Here is a 12,186-nt window from a genome sequence, read left to right as displayed (position 1 = left end):
GAGGCGCGCCCCGAGCACGTTGCCGCGACTTCGCGGTAGGAGGCCGAGCCGATCGATGCCGAGCGTCTACTGCACGCAGTGCGGGCATGCCAACCCCGAGGATGCCCGTTTCTGTTCCCGTTGTGGGACCCAGCTGACCAGACCCGAGGTCTCCGGGGACACCACATCGACGATCTCCGTCGCGGGAATAGAGGCGTACGAGGCTGAGACCGGCGACATGCTGCTGGCGGAGCGGGCTCTGGTCGAGCAGCTCCCGCCCGGCGCGGCGCTGCTCACGGTCACCCGGGGGCCCAACCAGGGCAGCCGCTTCCGGCTCGACAAGGACCTCACCACCACGGGTCGTCATCCGGAGAGCGACATCTTCCTCGACGACATCACGGTCTCGCGCCGTCACGTCGAGTTCTACCGCCACCGCGGGGGCCAGTTCTCCGTGCGCGACGTGGGCAGCCTCAACGGCACCTACGTCAACCGCGAGCGGATCGAGGAGGTTCCGCTCCACTCCGGCGACGAGGTGCAGATCGGCAAGTTCCGGCTGCTGTTCCTGATGCGGACCACCGCCGGCGCATGAGCTCACAGGCGGCACGCTCGCACATGAGCATCGGGGAGGTGCTCGCCCTGCTGCAGGGCGAGTTCCCCGACGTCACCATCTCCAAGATCCGGTTTCTGGAGGGCGAAGGGCTGATCGAGCCCGAGCGCACCCCGTCCGGCTTCCGCAAGTTCACTCACCTGCACGTCGAGCAGCTCCGCTACATCCTGACCGAGCAGCGCGACCACTACCTGCCGCTGCGCGTCATCAAGGACAAGATGGCCGAGAACTTCGGCCGTCCCCGCGCGCTGCAGGAGACGCAGGAGGTCAGGCTCACCCGCGCCGAGTTGCTGGAGGCCGCCGGGCTCGACGAGGAGACGCTCACCGAGCTGGAGGACTACGGTCTGCTGGCGCCGGTGGTCCGGCGCTACGACGAGGAGGCGCTGAAGATCGCCCGGGCCGTGGGCGGGCTGGCCAGGTTCGGCCTGCACGCCCGTCACCTGCGCGCGGTCAAGGCGGCGGCGGAGCGGGAGGCCGGTCTGGTGGAGCAGACGGTCGCCCCGATCCTCAAACGCCGCAAACCCGGCGCCATCGGCGAGGCCGACGAGGCGGCCAGAGAGCTGTCCGCGCTGCTGCTCGATCTGCATGCCGCGCTGCTCCGTACGGGGGTTCGCGGGGTTCTGGGCCGATGAGCGGCCTGCGGGACATTCAGGGCCCGGCGGGTGTTACGTTGAAATGCAGAAGCGGACCAGCGATGACCTGAGCCGGGCCACCGGCCAGTCGAATATGGAGCAGCCCGTGTTGCAGATGGAGGTCGTGGGCGTCCGGGTAGAGATGCCCACCAATCAGCCGATCGTTCTGCTCAAGGAGGCACACGGGGACCGGTTCTTGCCCATCTGGATCGGCATGACCGAAGCGACGGCCATAGCGCTGGCCCAGGCCGACGAGCCGCCGCCCCGGCCGCTCACCCATGACCTGTTCCGCGACGTGCTGAGCGCGCTGGGCGTGGGCCTGCGCGCCGTCAACATCGTCGCCCTGCGTGACGGCATCTTCTTCGCCGACCTGGTGTTCTCCAACGGCGTAGAGGTGAGCGCGCGTCCTTCCGACTCGATCGCGCTGGCGCTGCGCACCGGCGCCCGCATCTTCGCCAGCGAGGAGGTGGTCCAGGAGGCCGGGGTGATCATCCCCGATGACCAGGAGGACGAGGTGGAGAAGTTCAGGGAGTTCCTTGACACGATCTCACCTGAGGACTTCGGCCGGGCGGGGTAGGTATTTCAGTGCATTTACGCTTCACGACGCGCCGAGCCGGATCGTTGACTGAGCATGGTCACAGTCCTACGGTGCAAGTGAAACCCGTGGTCGACCTTTTACGAACCCCCAGATGAGGCCACGGGATGAGAGAAAGCCGGAGGTCCGCGTGGCGGTCAGCAGCGGCGAGGGAAAGACGGCCGGCCAGGAAGATCCGGTGCGGCGCGAGAGTGCGCGGCAGCGTGCCGGAGAGCAGGGACTGCTCTTCGACGAGAAGCCTGCCACGCTGCCGGACGACATCGGATACCGCGGGCCCACGGCCTGCGCGGCGGCCGGCATCACCTACAGGCAGCTGGACTACTGGGCGCGCACCGGCCTGGTGGAGCCCACGATAAGAGCCGCACAGGGCTCCGGCTCCCAGCGCCTCTACAGCTTCCGCGACATCCTGGTCCTGAAAGTCGTCAAACGGCTCCTCGACACCGGAGTCTCCCTCCAGCAGATCCGTACCGCCGTCCAGCATCTGCGCGACCGCGGGGTCGCCGACCTCGCGCAGATCACGCTGATGAGCGACGGCGTCAGCGTCTACGAGTGCACCTCGGCCGACGAGGTCATCGATCTTCTCCAGGGCGGGCAGGGCGTGTTCGGCATCGCGCTCGGCCGGGTCTGGCGCGAGGTCGAAGGATCCCTCGCGGAGCTGCCGGGGGAACGGGCGGCGGTCGCGGACGACGTCCCGGCCGACCATCCCGCTGACGAACTGGCCCGGCGCCGTCGCGCGCGCCGCACCGGTTGACCGCCCCGTAACACCCCAATCCGGGTCGAGGCTGTAATCTAGGACATGCTGACGACCCCGTGCGGGAGAGACCCCGGCACGACCGGGGCGCCGAAGGAGCAACCCTCCCCGGAATCTCTCAGGCGCCCGTACCGCTCGGGTGAGGCAACTCTGGAAAGCAGGTGCGCCCGCCAGGCGTACTTCACCGACGGTGCAAGCCCTGTGCGGGTGAAGCTCTCAGGTCGTCATGACAGAGGGGGAGATCCGGCATAAGCCCGCGCCCAGCGCCGGTCTCCACAGCCTCGGGAGGCGTCTCCATGACCGACCTGTCAGCACCGCCGTTCGCCAGCCGGCACATCGGGCCCTCGGCCGCGGAGCAGCAGCGCATGCTCCAGACCGTCGGGTTCGAGTCGGTCTCGGACCTCGTGGCGGTGGCCGTGCCCGAGGCCATCAGGATCAAGGACCGGCTCGACCTGCCGCCCGCCGCGAGCGAGGCCGAGGCCATCGCCGAGCTCCGCGCTCTGGCCGGCCGCAACCAGGTGCTCACCTCGATGATCGGCCTGGGCTACCACGACACCGTCACGCCCGCCGTCATCCGCCGCAACCTCCTGGAGAACCCGGGCTGGTACACCGCCTACACCCCGTACCAGCCGGAGATCTCCCAGGGCCGGCTGGAGGCGCTGCTGAACTTCCAGACCGTCGTCTCCGACCTCACCGCCCTGCCCGTCGCCGGCGCGTCCCTGCTCGACGAGGCCACCGCGGCGGCCGAGGCCATGACGCTGGCCCGCCGCGCCGGCAAGGTCAAGAGCCCCGTGTTCGTGGTCGACGCCGACGCGCTGCCGCAGACCAAGGCGGTGCTGGCCACCCGCGCCGAACCGCTCGGCATCACGCTCGTCGAGAGCGACCTGACCGGTGACCTGCCCGAATGCTTCGGCGTGCTCGTCCAGTACCCCGGCGCGTCCGGGCGGCTGCGCGACTTCCGGGCCGTGGCCGAGCGGGCGCACGAGGCCGGCGCGCTCGTCGTGGCCGCCGCCGACCTGCTGGCGCTCACGCTCGTGGCCGCGCCGGGCGAACTCGGCGCCGACATCGCCGTCGGCTCCTCCCAGCGGTTCGGCGTGCCGTTCGGCTTCGGCGGTCCGCACGCCGCCTACATGTCCGTACGCGAGGGACTGCAGCGCCAGATGCCCGGCCGCCTGGTCGGGGTGTCGGTCGACGCCGACGGCGCGCCCGCGTACCGGCTGGCCCTGCAGACCCGCGAGCAGCACATCCGCCGGGAGAAGGCCACCAGCAACATCTGCACCGCGCAGGTGCTGCTCGCCGTCATCGCCGGCATGTACGCCGTCTACCACGGCCCCGACGGGCTGCGCCGGATCGCCCGCCGGGTCCACCGGCACGCCGTCACGCTCGCCGAAGGGCTGCGCGAGGGCGGCGTCGAGGTGGTGCACACGGACTTCTTCGACACTGTGCTCGCCCGCGTCCCCGGCCGGGCGGCCGCCGTCGTCGCGGCCGCGGCCGAACGCGGCGTCAACCTCTGGCAGGCCGACGCCGACCACGTCTCCGTCGCCTGTGACGAGAAGACCGGCGCGGCCGACCTGGTCAAGGTGTGGGCGGCCTTCGGCGTCGAGCGCACCGCCGCCGCGCTCGGCGAGGCCGGCGACGCGCTGCCCGCCGGGCTGCTGCGCGAGTCGGACTTCCTCACCCACCCGGTGTTCAACACCCACCGCAACGAGACGTCGATGCTGCGCTACCTGCGCAGGCTCCAGGACAAGGACATCGCGCTCGACCGTTCGATGATCCCGCTCGGCTCCTGCACGATGAAGCTGAACGCGACCACCGAGATGGAGCCGATCACCTGGCCCGAGTTCGCCGGCGTCCACCCGTACGCGCCCGAGGCGCAGGCGGTCGGCTACGGCGAGCTGATCCGGACGCTGGAGGACTGGCTCGCCGAGGTCACCGGCTACGACCGGGTCTCGATCCAGCCGAACGCGGGCTCCCAGGGCGAGTTCGCCGGCCTGCTCGCCATCCGCGCCTACCACCGCGCCAACGGCGACACCGAGCGCGACGTGTGCCTCATTCCGTCGTCCGCGCACGGCACCAACGCCGCCAGCGCCGTCATGGCCGGCATGCGGGTCGTGGTCGTGGCCTGCGACGACGACGGCAACGTCGACCTGGCCGACCTCGACGCCAAGATCGACAAGCACCGTGACCGGCTGGCCGCCATCATGGTCACCTACCCGTCGACGCACGGCGTCTACGAGGAGGCCATCACCGAGGTCTGCGCCAAGGTGCACGACGCCGGCGGTCAGGTGTACGTCGACGGGGCCAACCTCAACGCGCTCGTGGGCCTGGCCAAGCCGGGCGAGTTCGGCGCCGACGTCTCCCATCTCAACCTGCACAAGACGTTCTGCATCCCGCACGGCGGGGGCGGGCCCGGCGTCGGCCCGGTCGCCGTCCGCGCCCACCTCGCCCCGTACCTGCCCGGCCACCCGCTGCGTGACGGCTCGCCGGTCGGGCCCGTCTCCGCGGCGCCGTACGGGTCCGCCGGGATCCTGCCGATCTCGTGGGCGTACATCAGGATGATGGGCGGCGACGGCCTCACCGCCGCCACCGAGCAGGCCATCCTGTCGGCCAACTACCTCGCGCGCAGGCTCGCCCCCCACTACCCGGTCCTCTACACGGGCCGGGGCGGGCTGGTCGCCCACGAGTGCATCGTCGACCTGCGGCAGATCACCAAGGAGACCGGCGTCACCGTGGACGACGTGGCCAAGCGGCTCATCGACTACGGCTTCCACGCGCCGACCATGTCCTTCCCCGTCGCCGGCACGCTCATGATCGAGCCGACCGAGAGCGAGGACCTGGCCGAGCTGGACCGGTTCGCGGACGCGATGATCGCCATCCGGGAGGAGATCGCCAAGGTGGCCTCCGGGGCGTACGACAAGACCGACAACCCCCTGCGGAACGCCCCGCACACCGCCGAGGCGCTGACCGCCGACGACTGGACGCACCCGTACACCCGATCCGAGGCGGGCTACCCGGTGGCGTCGCTGCGCGAGGGCAAGTACTGGGTGCCGGTGCGGCGCATCGACCAGGCCTACGGCGACCGCAACCTGGTCTGCTCCTGCCCTCCGCTGGAGGCGTACGAGGACTGACGGGCTCCCGGTCCTCGGCGCGCCCGGGGTGTCGGTTCGGCTCGGGCAAACGGGCTGATCCTGGGGCGGCAGAACGGTGTAATCCGGACTAAACGGGCGGTGGGTAGACCGATGAGGGCAACAGAGCAGACATGATCGTGAGAACTCGTTAGGCTCGGGACGATCGTCGCCGAAGGAGCTCTCTTGACGTTCTCAGAGCTGGAGACCTCGCCGCTCGACACCGCCCGCCGCCTCGCCGAAGGCGGTGACCTCGACGGCGCGGCCGCCATCCTCGCCGAACTCGCGGCCCGGCCCGGCAGCCCCGACCGGGCGCAGGCCGCCGTAGGGCTGGCCGTGGTGCTCGAGCAGCGGGGCGACGTCGAGGGAGCCCGCGCCGCGGCCAGGACGGCGCTGGCCACCGGCCATCCCGAGTTCGCCGCCCAGGCCGCCTGCCACCTGGCCCAGGGGTTCGAGCGCGAAGGGCGGCCGGAGCAGGCACGCGGGGCCTGGCAGGCGGTGCTCGGGGTCGGCACTCCCGCGTACGTGCCCCTGGCTCACCTGGCGCTGGCCCGGCTGGCCGGGGAGGTAGGCGACTACGACGAGGCGGAAGCCGAACTGCGCGCCGCCATCGAGACGGGCCACCGCGACCCGCACGCCGCCGAGGATGAGCGGTACGAGAACGAGCAGTACGAGACCGTCGAGCCGTCAGGGGACGGCGACAGGGGCCTGGACGAGGCCCGCGCCCAGGAGGCCCGCGCCCAGGACGCCCGGGATGTCCGTGGGCCGGCGGTGGAGGCGCGCGTGCACGCCGCGCAGCAGCTCGCCGACCTGCTGATCGAGCGTGAGGAGCCCGGTGAGGCCGCCGACGTGCTGATCGACGCGCTTGAGGTCGCCTCCGGCGACGACGCGGCCCGGCTGCGTGTGCAGCTCGGCATCGCGCACCTGGAGATGGCCTGCGCGGAGTTCGCCGGGGCGCTGGAGGAGGGCGGCGAGGCGCAGGTGAGCGCGCTGGCGATCGAACTGCTGGCGCGTACGCTCCCGCTGCGCGGCCGCGACGACGCGGCCGGTCAGGTGTGGGCCTACGGGCTGGACCACCAGGACGAGACGCTGGCGGCGGAAGTGCGGCTCCGCTACGAGCGCTGAGGCGAGACACCCGACCCAGAGCGGGTCCTTTGAACCAGGACCGGGACTCGGAACCAGAGTGGAGCCGTGCCGGCTGTCGGGCCGGCTCGCCGGAGGCGCGGGTGGGGCGTCAGGGGCGGCGCATGAGGGCTCCCGCGGCGGCGATGTTGATCAGGACGATGGACAGCCATGCGACGAGCAGGCCGACGGTGCCCGCCTGGCTGGCGATGGCCGTCAGCGGGATGCCGATGGCCATCGAGCCCAGCACGATCGGCACGATGGAACGCGGGTTGTCCTCTTTCCGCTTGACCTCCTTGCCGCGCCGCTTGAGCTCCGCCTCGACCCGGGCCGTGATCGTCGCGTCGAGCCGGTCGGCCAGCGAGTCGACCAGGGCGGCTTCGTAGTCGGGGCCGAGATCGCGGCGGGCGTCGATCGTCGCCCGCAGTTCGTCGCGGACATCCCTCTCCTGCTGCATGCATGACATCCTGCCGTGCGGGGGGCGCGCCGTCATCAGACCTGGGAGCCATGTCGTGCTCATCCCCAGGTACGGTGCTGCCATGGAGATCATGACCCCGCGGGGGCCGGCGCGGGCCGACGTCGACGAGGGGGACGACGCCCGGCTGCTGCTGGTGCTGACGCACGGGTCGGCCGGGGGAGTGGACGCGCCCGACCTGCTCGCGGTGCGCGAGGCGGCGCTCGGCGTGGGGGCCGCGGTGGCCAGGGTGACCCAGGCGTTCCGGGTCGCGGGGGCGCGGGCGCCGGGGTCGGCCGAGCGTCAGGACGAGGCGTGGCTGGCCGTGCTGGGCGAGCTGCGCGCGCGGTGGCCGGGTCTGCCGCTGGTCCAGGGCGGCCGGAGCAACGGGGCACGGGTGGCCTGCCGGACCGCGCGGGCGGCCGGGGCGGTGGCGGTGGTGGCGCTGGCGTTCCCGCTGCACCCGCCCGGCCGACCGGAACGTTCCAGGGCGGAGGAGCTGCGCGGCGCCGGAGTCGATGTGCTGGTGGTGAACGGTGACAGGGACCCGTTCGGGGTGCCCGACGCGGCGGACGCGACGCGGCTGGTGGTGCTCCCGGGTGAGGGGCACGATCTCAAGAAGCGCCCCGCCGAGGTGGGCGAGGTGGTCGCCGACTGGCTGACCCGATATCTCGGGTAACCGGCCGGCGGTCGCGCTGCTCGTGGTGGCTCAGGCTGCCCCGACCAGCGGGTCGGGGCGGTGGGGGGCGATGGCGGTGCCCCCGGGCAAGAGCTCACCGGTGTCCTCGAACAGGACGACGCCGTTGCACAGCAGGCTCCACCCCTGCTCGGGGTGGCAGGCCAGGGTGCGGGCGGCTTCGCGGTCAGGCGCGTCGGCAGACGGACAGACCGGGTCGTGCGGGCACATCGGCGTGCCTCCGATATCTCGTCGATGGCTCCCGATCGAGGGGCCGGGAGCGGCTCGGATGTTCTCTTTCCAGCAAGTGTGCGATGTGCGTCACACGTTCCGACATAGCCCATTCGGACTGTTAGGGGAGGATGCCCCCGGGCGTGTGACCTCCGACACAGCGTGCCTTATGCAGGATAACGGGCCAAGCATGACACGCACACTACGTTTGGAGCCCTCGGAGCAAAGCTTCGAGCCCGCGTTCGAAGTCGGCGTCGGCCTGCCGGTCGCGGCGCACCCACTCGTCCACCTCGGGGTCGGCCCAGCCGGAGCGCTGCACCTCGACGGCCACGCTGCCGAAGACGAAGGCCCGCAGCGTGCGCACCGCCTCCTCCGCGTCGGGCAGCCCTCCGTCGGTGAGCTGCTCGATCTGCTCTCCGACGGCGATGGCGGTGGCGCCCTTGGGCGGCTTGGTGAGCGCCAGCGCGAGCACGCCGGGGTGCTCGCGCAGCAGCTCACGGCCGGCTCTGCACCAGGCCCGCGCCGTCTCCTGCCAGGTCGCGCCCTGTTCCACGTGGAGGGCGGTGACGTGCTCGGCCAGCGCGTCCATCAGCGCCTCCTTGCCGCGTGGCAGGTGGTGGTAGATGGCCATGGCCTCGACCTGAAGGGCGTCGCCGAGCCTGCGCATGGTGAGGCGGCGCAGCCCCTGGGTGTCGGCGATGTGCAGGGCGGCCTCGATGATGCGCTCGCGGGACAGGGGGACGGGCGGTCGCTTGGCGGGCATGATGATCAGCTTACTATGTAAAGGCCCTCGCGCGGCGGAGGCCGCGCCGGACCGGTTACGGGGCGGCGGCGCGGAGCGCGTACCCTGGTCGCTGACAAGAACGGACAGCGTGAAGGGCAGAGTCGATGGCGTTTTTCCGTCCGCGGGTGAGCCGCGAGGCCGAGGTCCGCTACCACGCGGATGTGGAGATCTCCAAGAGCTTCCCCCAGCTGCTCGACCGGGCCAGGGAGGCGGAGCGGGTGGTGCGTGAGCTGCGCGCCGCCGACGCCGACGAGATCGAGCTGCTGGCCGCGGGCCGGGCGTTCGACAAGGCGCTGACGGAGGCGCTGCGGGCGGCCGAGGCGGGGCAGCGGGCGGCGTTCGGGGTGAAGGCCTACGACGATCGCATCGCCCGCCGCAAGGCCAAGGCGACGCCCAAGGGCGCCCAGTGGACGCGAGAGGTGGAGCGCCTGCGCACGCTTCGCGAGGAGAACCGGATGTGGGGCATCCCGCGCGTGCCGCCCCGGGTGCCCTCCGCCAGGTGATCTTCTGAGACGTGATCCTCTGAGACGTGATCCTCTGAGACGTGATCCTCTGAGACGTGATCCTCTGAGACGACGAAGAGCCCCGACATGCGCCGGGGCTCTTCCGTGTTCACCGGGTCAGCTCGCCCAGTCGAGCAGGGGACGGGTGTTGCTCGGGTGGCGGAGCTTGGACAGCGACTCCTTCTCCAGCTGGCGGATCCGCTCCCGGGTGAGCCCGAGGTGCTTGCCGATCTCGTCCAGCGTGTGCGGCTTGCCGTCGACGAGGCCGAACCGCAGCGCCATGATCTTCGCCTCGCGCGGCGACAGGTTCTGCAGCACGCCCCGGAGCTGGTCGCCGAGGAGCTGCCGGTCCACGATCTCCGACGCCTCGGGCGAGTCGACGTCCTCGATCAGGTCACCGATCGTGGTCTCGCCGTCCTCGCCGATCGTCGCGTTGAGCGAGATCGGCTGGCGGCTCGTCCGCATCAGCTCCTCGATCTGGTCGGGCGTCTTGTCGAGCTCCTTCGCCAGTTCCTCCGGGGTGGGCTCGCGGCCCATCCGCTGGTGCATCTCGCGCTCGACGCGCGAGAGCTTGGAGAGCATCTCCAGCACGTGCACCGGCAGCCGGATGGTGCGGGCCGAGTCGGCGAACCCGCGCTGGATCGCCTGGCGGATCCACCACATGGCGTAGGTGGAGAACTTGAAGCCCTTGGTGTAGTCGAACTTCTCCACGGCCCTGATCAGGCCGAGGTTGCCCTCCTGGACGACGTCCAGCAGCGACATGCCGCGGTCGGTGTACTTCTTGGCCACCGAGACCACCAGCCGGAGGTTGGCCTCCAGCATGTGGTCCTTGGCCGCCCTGCCGTCCTCCGCCACGAGCCGCAGCTCCTCGCGGTACTCGTCGGACAGGTCCGGCTCGCTCTCCAGCTTGTACTCCGCGTACAGGCCGGCCTCGATCCGGCGGGCCAGCTCGACCTCCTCGGCGGCGGTGAGCAGGGTGCGGCGGCCGATGGACTTCAGGTAGGTGTGCACCGAGTCGCCCATGGCGGACTGGGTGTCGTCGAGGTCGAGCGCCTCGTGCTCCAGCTCCGCCTCGTCCGGCTCGATCGCCATGTCATCAGGCGGCGCGACGTCCGCCTGGGAATCGACCGCCTGGGAATCGACCGCCTGGGAATCGACCGCCTGGGACTGGACCGGCTGGGACTGGACCGGCTGGGACTGGACCGGCTGGGACTCGATCGACGGGGACTCGATCGACGGGGACTCGATCGACGGGGAATCGATCTCGGCTTTTGCCTCCGGGGCCTTGGAGTCGCTAGTCTGTGAGCGCGTGGTCTTCCTCGTGGGGCGCTTCGTGGCAGGCTTGTTCACGGGCTTTCTTGCAGTCTTCTTCGGGGCGGCGGAATCGTCCTCGGTGGCCAGGTTCACCCCGGACTCGGACAGTTCGCGCAGGATCGAACGGCCCTGGGCGGGGCTGATGCCCGCCTGGGCGAAAGCGTGGCGTAGCTCCGCGAGGGAGAGGCGGCCCTGGGCTCGCCCTCGGTCGATAAGTTCCTCGAGGGTGGTCGGGGCCACGGCGGTTCGGGGCATGAGGACACCTCCTCCATACGGAGTGCAAGCAAAAGTAGGCATATGGCGGCGCGGCCCCGGCTCCGGCCGCTTTACTCACCAGTATCAATAACGCGATCCGGCGAGATTTGTTCCCGCGGCCGGGGGAGCCACTGGAAAAAGGGCGAGCCCCCTACGGGGCGGCCCGCCCTGACGAGCCGGACGAGCCGCGCACGTGCGGTCCGGCCGCGCTACTCGCCGATCTCGAACTCCCCGACCTCGGGCATGGGCATCGGCTGCGCGTCCTCCAGCCGCTCGTCGCTCCAGTAGCGGAGCACGTCCTCCGGGTCGGGGTTGATCTCGGTGGACACCACGACGTCGGCCGGCGCGGAGGGGGACGGGCCCTGCTCGGACGGGCCCTGCTCGACGACGGCCCGGGTCGACTCTCTGACCTGGTCGAGCCTGCCCGCCGAGGCGGCCGCCGCGACCCAGACGCCGCCGGCGACGACGACGCCGACCACGGCCGCGGATGCCCACGTCTTGCGGGACTGGTTCATGAAGGCTCCCTCCTTGTCCCCACTATGACGCATCCGCACATCCATCAGGTTCCGGACTTCAGCCTCAGAAGATCGGGTTTTCCGTTGGGCAGCAGGGGGAGCCGGGGAAGCAGGCGCAGGTCGCGCGGCGCGGCGTGCGGCGGCAGCCGGTCGGCGCAGTAGGCGCGCAACTGCGCGAGTGTGGGCGGATTCACAGGATCGGCCGGCACCACGACGGCCACGACCACCTCACCCCACTCCGGGTCCGGGCGGGGGACCACGGCCACGTCGGCGACCTCGGGGTGGCCGCCCAGCACCGCGGCCACGGCCCCCGCCACCACCTTCTCGCCGCCGGTGTTGATGACGTCGTCGGCCCGGCCCAGCACCCGCAGCCGGCCGCCGGACAGCTCGCCGAGGTCGGAGGTGACGAACCAGCCGCCGTCGAACGGGGCGGGCTCGCCGGAGCGGTAGCCGGAGAACAGCACCGGCCCCGAGATCCGGATGCGCCCGTCCGCACCGATTTTCAGATCTACGTTGTAAAGGGGGCGGCCGTCGTACACGCACCCGCCGCACGTCTCGCTCATCCCGTACGTGGTCACGATCGAGGCGCCCAGCTCGCGGGCCTCGTCGAGCAGGCCGGGGCGCGGGGCGCCCCCCCCCCCCC

14 protein-coding genes and 1 riboswitch are annotated in these 12,186 nt (G+C 71.3%); of the genes, 8 read left to right on the top strand and 6 right to left on the bottom strand.

Annotated elements, in window-relative coordinates; genetic code table 11:
- Window positions 1–55 precede the first annotated feature (55 nt).
- The 6 genes from OUY22_RS19690 (at window position 56) to OUY22_RS19665 (ending at window position 6,814) form a co-directional block, all read left to right on the top strand.
- Window positions 56–568, top strand: coding sequence for an FHA domain-containing protein (locus OUY22_RS19690; protein WP_270156500.1), 513 nt, complete (start codon window positions 56–58; stop codon window positions 566–568).
- Window positions 569–591: 23 nt separating this feature from the next.
- Complete coding sequence (gene ftsR, locus OUY22_RS19685; RefSeq protein ID WP_270156499.1) at window positions 592–1,218, top strand: transcriptional regulator FtsR; 627 nt, start codon at window positions 592–594, stop codon at window positions 1,216–1,218.
- Window positions 1,219–1,324: 106 nt separating this feature from the next.
- On the top strand, window positions 1,325–1,795 hold the full coding sequence (locus OUY22_RS19680; RefSeq protein ID WP_270156498.1) for a bifunctional nuclease family protein: 471 nt from the start codon (window positions 1,325–1,327) through the stop codon (window positions 1,793–1,795).
- 148 nt (window positions 1,796–1,943) lie between these two features.
- A complete protein-coding gene (locus OUY22_RS19675; RefSeq protein WP_270156497.1) occupies window positions 1,944–2,564 on the top strand; it encodes a MerR family transcriptional regulator in 621 nt (206 codons plus the stop codon).
- A gap of 52 nt (window positions 2,565–2,616) precedes the next feature.
- Window positions 2,617–2,708: riboswitch (glycine riboswitch) on the top strand.
- Window positions 2,709–2,860: 152 nt separating this feature from the next.
- Window positions 2,861–5,692 carry an aminomethyl-transferring glycine dehydrogenase gene (gcvP, locus tag OUY22_RS19670; protein WP_270156496.1) on the top strand — a complete coding sequence of 944 codons (2,832 nt, stop codon included), beginning with the start codon at window positions 2,861–2,863 and terminating at the stop codon, window positions 5,690–5,692.
- 183 nt (window positions 5,693–5,875) lie between these two features.
- Complete coding sequence (locus OUY22_RS19665; RefSeq protein WP_270156495.1) at window positions 5,876–6,814, top strand: tetratricopeptide repeat protein; 939 nt, start codon at window positions 5,876–5,878, stop codon at window positions 6,812–6,814.
- Between the two features lie 109 nt (window positions 6,815–6,923).
- Here the strand turns inward: OUY22_RS19665 and OUY22_RS19660 are convergent, their stop codons facing one another.
- Window positions 6,924–7,268, bottom strand: a complete 345-nt coding sequence (locus OUY22_RS19660) for a hypothetical protein (protein ID WP_270156494.1) — start codon at window positions 7,266–7,268, stop codon at window positions 6,924–6,926.
- Window positions 7,269–7,350: 82 nt separating this feature from the next.
- Here OUY22_RS19660 and OUY22_RS19655 point away from each other — a divergent pair, with 82 nt between their 5' ends.
- Window positions 7,351–7,944 (top strand): alpha/beta hydrolase family protein, encoded by a 594-nt coding sequence (locus tag OUY22_RS19655; RefSeq protein ID WP_270156493.1) that lies wholly within the window; start codon window positions 7,351–7,353, stop codon window positions 7,942–7,944.
- Between the two features lie 30 nt (window positions 7,945–7,974).
- Here the strand turns inward: OUY22_RS19655 and OUY22_RS19650 are convergent, their stop codons facing one another.
- Both OUY22_RS19650 and OUY22_RS19645 read right to left on the bottom strand, forming a co-directional pair.
- Entirely contained in the window at window positions 7,975–8,172 is a 198-nt protein-coding gene (locus OUY22_RS19650) for a DUF5999 family protein (protein ID WP_148031957.1), read from the bottom strand.
- A 202-nt stretch (window positions 8,173–8,374) separates the two neighbouring features.
- Window positions 8,375–8,935: a TetR/AcrR family transcriptional regulator C-terminal domain-containing protein gene (locus OUY22_RS19645; RefSeq protein ID WP_270156492.1), complete on the bottom strand. Its 561-nt coding sequence runs from the start codon at window positions 8,933–8,935 to the stop codon at window positions 8,375–8,377.
- 125 nt (window positions 8,936–9,060) lie between these two features.
- Here OUY22_RS19645 and OUY22_RS19640 point away from each other — a divergent pair, with 125 nt between their 5' ends.
- Complete coding sequence (locus tag OUY22_RS19640) at window positions 9,061–9,459, top strand: hypothetical protein (protein ID WP_270156491.1); 399 nt, start codon at window positions 9,061–9,063, stop codon at window positions 9,457–9,459.
- Window positions 9,460–9,576: 117 nt separating this feature from the next.
- Here the strand turns inward: OUY22_RS19640 and OUY22_RS19635 are convergent, their stop codons facing one another.
- The 3 genes from OUY22_RS19635 to OUY22_RS19625 form a co-directional block, all read right to left on the bottom strand.
- Complete coding sequence (locus OUY22_RS19635) at window positions 9,577–11,028, bottom strand: RNA polymerase sigma factor (RefSeq protein ID WP_270156490.1); 1,452 nt, start codon at window positions 11,026–11,028, stop codon at window positions 9,577–9,579.
- A gap of 209 nt (window positions 11,029–11,237) precedes the next feature.
- Entirely contained in the window at window positions 11,238–11,543 is a 306-nt protein-coding gene (locus tag OUY22_RS19630; protein ID WP_270156489.1) for a hypothetical protein, read from the bottom strand.
- Between the two features lie 44 nt (window positions 11,544–11,587).
- The coding region (locus OUY22_RS19625; protein ID WP_270156488.1) for an AMP-binding enzyme at window positions 11,588–12,186 on the bottom strand (599 nt) is incomplete at its 5' end.

Source organism: Nonomuraea corallina, assembly GCF_027620315.1.
In the GTDB taxonomy this organism is placed as follows: Bacteria; Actinomycetota; Actinomycetes; order Streptosporangiales; family Streptosporangiaceae; genus Nonomuraea; species Nonomuraea corallina.
Note: the sequence above shows the minus strand (reverse complement) of the source record. Positions and strands in the feature narration are given on the sequence as shown.

Excerpts from the sequence above, each read along its gene's own strand:
- OUY22_RS19690 (WP_270156500.1), top strand. The coding sequence starts at position 56 with ATGCCGAGCGTCTACTGCACGCAGTGCGGGCATGCCAACCCCGAGGAT.
- ftsR (WP_270156499.1), top strand. The coding sequence starts at position 592 with ATGAGCATCGGGGAGGTGCTCGCCCTGCTGCAGGGCGAGTTCCCCGAC.
- gcvP (WP_270156496.1), top strand. The coding sequence starts at position 2,861 with ATGACCGACCTGTCAGCACCGCCGTTCGCCAGCCGGCACATCGGGCCC.
- OUY22_RS19660 (WP_270156494.1), bottom strand. The coding sequence starts at position 7,268 with ATGCAGCAGGAGAGGGATGTCCGCGACGAACTGCGGGCGACGATCGAC.
- OUY22_RS19655 (WP_270156493.1), top strand. The coding sequence starts at position 7,351 with ATGGAGATCATGACCCCGCGGGGGCCGGCGCGGGCCGACGTCGACGAG.
- OUY22_RS19650 (WP_148031957.1), bottom strand. The coding sequence starts at position 8,172 with ATGTGCCCGCACGACCCGGTCTGTCCGTCTGCCGACGCGCCTGACCGC.
- OUY22_RS19645 (WP_270156492.1), bottom strand. The coding sequence starts at position 8,935 with ATGCCCGCCAAGCGACCGCCCGTCCCCCTGTCCCGCGAGCGCATCATC.
- OUY22_RS19640 (WP_270156491.1), top strand. The coding sequence starts at position 9,061 with ATGGCGTTTTTCCGTCCGCGGGTGAGCCGCGAGGCCGAGGTCCGCTAC.
- OUY22_RS19635 (WP_270156490.1), bottom strand. The coding sequence starts at position 11,028 with ATGCCCCGAACCGCCGTGGCCCCGACCACCCTCGAGGAACTTATCGAC.
- OUY22_RS19630 (WP_270156489.1), bottom strand. The coding sequence starts at position 11,543 with ATGAACCAGTCCCGCAAGACGTGGGCATCCGCGGCCGTGGTCGGCGTC.